Source organism: uncultured Nostoc sp. (assembly GCF_964245445.1).
Taxonomy (GTDB): Bacteria; Cyanobacteriota; Cyanobacteriia; order Cyanobacteriales; family Nostocaceae; genus Nostoc.
This window is the reverse complement of sequence record NZ_CAXTNE010000332.1, coordinates 3517-7923: the sequence shown is the minus strand read 5'-3', so window position 1 is coordinate 7923 and position 4407 is coordinate 3517. Positions and strand designations below refer to the sequence as shown.

Annotated in this window: 4 protein-coding genes; all 4 read left to right on the top strand. The window is 44.3% G+C overall.

All coding sequences use genetic code 11. From position 1 onward, the window contains the following. The coding region (vnfG, locus tag ACFE90_RS33695) for a V-containing nitrogenase subunit delta (RefSeq protein WP_375506645.1) at positions 1-407 on the top strand (407 nt) is incomplete at its 5' end. Between the two features lie 212 nt (positions 408-619). Next, entirely contained in the window at positions 620-790 is a 171-nt protein-coding gene (locus ACFE90_RS33690) for a hypothetical protein (protein ID WP_375506644.1), read from the top strand. 112 nt (positions 791-902) lie between these two features. Continuing rightward, positions 903-2288: a nitrogenase component 1 gene (locus tag ACFE90_RS33685; protein ID WP_375506643.1), complete on the top strand. Its 1386-nt coding sequence runs from the start codon at positions 903-905 to the stop codon at positions 2286-2288. Positions 2289-2521: 233 nt separating this feature from the next. Then, positions 2522-4054, top strand: coding sequence for a nitrogenase component 1 (locus ACFE90_RS33680; protein ID WP_375506642.1), 1533 nt, complete (start codon positions 2522-2524; stop codon positions 4052-4054). Positions 4055-4407: the final 353 nt, after the last annotated feature.

Genomic DNA, 4407 nt, shown 5'->3' with positions numbered 1-4407 from the left:
AGGTTCAACCACAAGCTAAGGAAGTTGCGCCACAGGTTCAAGTGCAAGCTAAAGAAATCGCGTCATACATTCAAGAGCGAGCTGCGGAAGTCACAAAATTAATTCAAGAACGTTGTTTGTGGCAGTTTCACTCGCGTGCATGGGATCGGGAAGAAAACATCAATGGTGTTCTCAATATGGCCGCCCGAATCTTGACTGGAGAAAAGGTGGTTCTAGAAACCTTGATCGACAGAAGTTATTATGCAGATGCGAAGATCCTTTCGGCTGACCTAGAAATCAGGTTTTCATGGTTAGGTAACATGGAAAACTCGCAAAAGAAGGCAGTACTGGAGTCTGTTAAGGCAATGCTGATCGATATTGTAATAACCAAGTCAAAGAATGGTGAATTGCATTATTCGCTTTACTAACTAAAGCAATTAGATCGGTAATTTAACCCTCTGGGTGACGCTCGCGGACTTGCGATCGCTCTTAGCGTCTCCCTTCTCTCTTTGGAGAAGACCAGACTACCTCACTGAACGAACGGCGTTGTTGAATTGGAGTATGAATTAGAGTCTTGTCATCCTGTTAGTGTTTGTGCAGAAATTTTCTTACAGAATAGAGACTTACAGAGTAGAGAGCGATGTCACTGACGGGCTACACCAAAAGCATTCCCAACAAGCGTAGTGTCCGCGTACCGTCTGACTACAGAAGCATCTCATCTAGCTTTCAAGATTTTGAAGAAATTCAATTTTACTTTTCTTCTGTAATCAATGCTATAGGTAGCTTGCTTTTTGGTTGGATGCAGCATTAGTGACCACCACAGACATCGCTCCACTTTTTTAAGCTCAAAAAGACACTTCATATCTTCGTTCAGCAACGCTAAACAAAATCACGCAATTTTTTACCACATAGGAGTCAAGAGAATGTCTGTAGTCGTAAAACAGAAAGAACGCAAGGGAATAATCAATCCTATATTTACCTGTCAGCCTGCTGGGGCTGAATACGCTGCAATCGGAGTAAAAGATTGTATTCCCCTGGTGCATGGAGGACAGGGGTGTAGTATGTTCGTTCGTTTGCTGTTTGCCCAGCATTTGAAGGAAAATTTTGACATTGCTTCTTCTTCACTCCATGAAAATAGCGCCGTCCTTGGAGGACAGCCACGCATTGAGGAAGCCGTACACACCTTAGTTGCACGATATCCCGATTTACGGATTATCCCAATTATTACAACTTGTTCAACTGAGACGATTGGGGACGATATCGAAGGAACCATTAACAAACTCAACGGCCAGTTAAAGACAGCCTATCCCGATCGCAAGATTGTCCTTGTTCCCGTGCATACCCCCAGTTACAAAGGTAGCCAGGTCAGTGGCTATAATGTCGGCATACATGCAATCATTTCTAGCCTGGCAAAAAAAGGCCAACCAACTGGCAAGTTAAACATCATTACTGGGTGGCTTAACCCTGGAGATGTCACGGAAATCAAGCGCATCTTAAAAGATATGGATGTTCCAGCAAACATCTTAGTGGATACAGAATCCTTCGATGCGCCCACCATGCCCGATAAGACAAGTTTTGCCTTTGGGAATTCAACCATTGAAGAAATTGCTGATTCTGCTAATGCGTTGGGAACTATTGCCTTATGCAAATATGAAGGAGGCAGTTCAGCTGAATTCTTACAAGAGAATTTTAAGGTTCCTGCCATCATTGGCCCAACACCAATTGGTATCAAAAACACTGATGTCTGGCTGCAAAATATCCAGAAACTGACTGGTAAAGCAATACCAGAATCTTTAGTTAGAGAACGTGGAAAGGCTATCGATGCGATCGCCGACCTCGCCCACATGTTCTTCGCCAACAAGAAGGTAGCTATTTACGGAGATCCCGATCTGGTAATTGGTCTAGCAGAGTTCTGCTTAGAAGTTGAGTTAGAGCCAGTGCTAATGTTGTTGGGAGACGACAACAGAGCCAGCAGCAAAGACCCAAGAATTACCGCGTTAGAGAAGCAAGCAGCCTGTGATATCGAAGTTATCTGGAATGCAGACCTCTGGGAATTGGAGCGCCGCATTAAAGATAAGTCCCTCGAAATCGACTTGATTCTAGGTCATTCCAAAGGTCGATATATTTCTATCGATCACAAGATTCCAATGGTTCGGATTGGCTTCCCCAGCTTTGACCGTGCAGGTCTGTGGAAATACCCCATTATTGGCTATAAAGGAGCAGAATGGCTAGCAGACACCATTGCTAACACCATGTTTGCAGATATGGAGAACAAGCACGAGCGCGAGTGGATCTTAAACGTTTGGTAGAAAGCTAATGTGTATGGGGGATGGCATCTATCCGCAGTGATATTTCTGTCATCCACCCATAACTGATTAGATGGTATTTCCATCATAATTTTTACGATACTTAGCAATCCTATGTCAATTGTAAACCAGGCAGCACCCGTTTAACTGATTAGTTTCAGAGGGCGGCTCAGTAGCCTGGTTTACAAATCACAGGGTACTGAAGACAGAAGCTATACAAAGACTGGAGAGTGATCATGACTGCAACAAGTATAGATAAGAATGTCGTATTTTACGGAAATTTAAGCGAACTGTATCGCTTGGCAAAAGAGGGTAAAATTAAGACTACTTTACAAGGTAGTCATACCCGCCCCTGTAAATTTTGGACTGCAACGAAGATTTTAAGTGGGATTAAAAATGCGATCGTCATTTCTCACGGGCCGAGTGGCTGTGCCTATGGTGTCAAGCGGGCATACAAGCTGACCAATAGCCGCAATAGTGGTTCACCTTATGAACCCGTGGTGACTACGAACATGAGTGAAAAGGCGGTAATTTTTGGTGGAGAAAAAGAATTAGCAGGCGCGATTCGAGAAGTAAATGAAAAATACCATCCAGATGCGATCGTTGTTGCCACTAGTTGTGCGTCTGGTATTATTGGGGACTGTGTTGATGACGTCGTGAATAAGGCGCGTGGCGAAATCCAGTCTGAAATCATGACGATACATTGTGAAGGATTTGCCGGGGAATATCGCAGTGGATTTGATATCGTATTTCGGCAAATCGTAGACTTTATGGAGCCGCCAACTCCAGAGCGGAAAGCACAACTAGCCGATGCTGTCAATATTGTGGGCGCAAAGATGGGCCCTGAAAGAACAGAAGTCGAAACTGATGTTAAAGAACTGGTGCGATTGATAGAAGGAATGGGGGCACGAGTTCATAGCGTCATTGCTGGTGACTGTACTTTAGAAGAACTCAAGCAAGCACCGAGTGCGGCAGTCAACTGTACTTTATGTTTGGATCTTGGCTATACCATCGGCAAAGCCATGTCAGACAAGTTCGGTACTCCGCTAAACTCTACCATCCTTCCCTATGGAATCGCTGCTACAGAAAAATGGCTCGAAGGGGCGGCAAAATATTTAGGCATGGAAGAACAAGCGGCTGCCCTAATGGAAAAGGAATATGCCGCAATTAAGACTGAATTTGAAGCAGCTAAGGGTTATATAGAGGGGAAGTTAGCGATTATCGAAGGACATGATGCTATCAAGTGCTTATCCCTTGCTCACATGTTGGATCGTGATTTTGGGATGCGTGTAGTAATCTATAATTTCCATCCCTGGAGTACAGAAGCACGAGAAACCAGTGTAGATTATTTGTTGGAAACAGGGTTAGACCCGGAAATATTGATTACGAAAGGGACGCTGGCCTTTGGCAAGTACGAGTCCATGAAACAAACGGAAGATGAATTACTGGATTTCATTGGTGGTCTTGATGCAGAATCAGTAGTTTATTTTGGTTCTTCCTTAAGTTTTCCCCATATTCCCGTAGTCGATTTAAATGCTATCTTAAATCGTCCCAGATTTGGCTATCGCGGAGCCTTAAAGGTCGCAAGGTGTATTAAAACAGCACTTCAATATGGCTTTAGACCTCGGAGTGCTTTAACCAAGCAAATGGTATTCCCTAAAAATTCCGGGTTAGCATCTACTCAATCACTAAGCGGAAAATTAGCTCAAGACATGCCTGATTGTACCGTATATGCAGGAAAGAAGCGGGGAAAATGTATGAACGAGTAATAAATGAAATGTGACTTTGCTGAATATAAAGTATGGATTTGTCTCACGCAGAAAATTGTAGGTTGGGTAAAACTTTAGTGTTACCCAACAAACTCTTCGGAAATGTTGGGTTTCGTTCCTCAAACGCCACTTGCTTCAAGTCGGCAGAGCCGACGGCAGTTGCTTCAAGTCGGGAGACCCGCCCAACGCACTGCCTCCCCAACGCAGTGGCTCCCCAACCTACGTAGACTGATACGGACAAGGCTTAAGCCAAAAATGTCAAGGCAGAAGCCGTTACAGGCTACGCGAAACACGGAAACGTCAAGGCAGAAGTTGCTACAGGGAAGGCAGAAGCTGTTACAGGCTGCGCGAAA

Coding starts and splice junctions, on each gene's coding strand:
- ACFE90_RS33685 (WP_375506643.1), top strand. CDS start 903: ATGTCTGTAGTCGTAAAACAGAAAGAACGCAAGGGAATAATCAATCCT.
- ACFE90_RS33690 (WP_375506644.1), top strand. CDS start 620: ATGTCACTGACGGGCTACACCAAAAGCATTCCCAACAAGCGTAGTGTC.
- ACFE90_RS33680 (WP_375506642.1), top strand. CDS start 2,522: ATGACTGCAACAAGTATAGATAAGAATGTCGTATTTTACGGAAATTTA.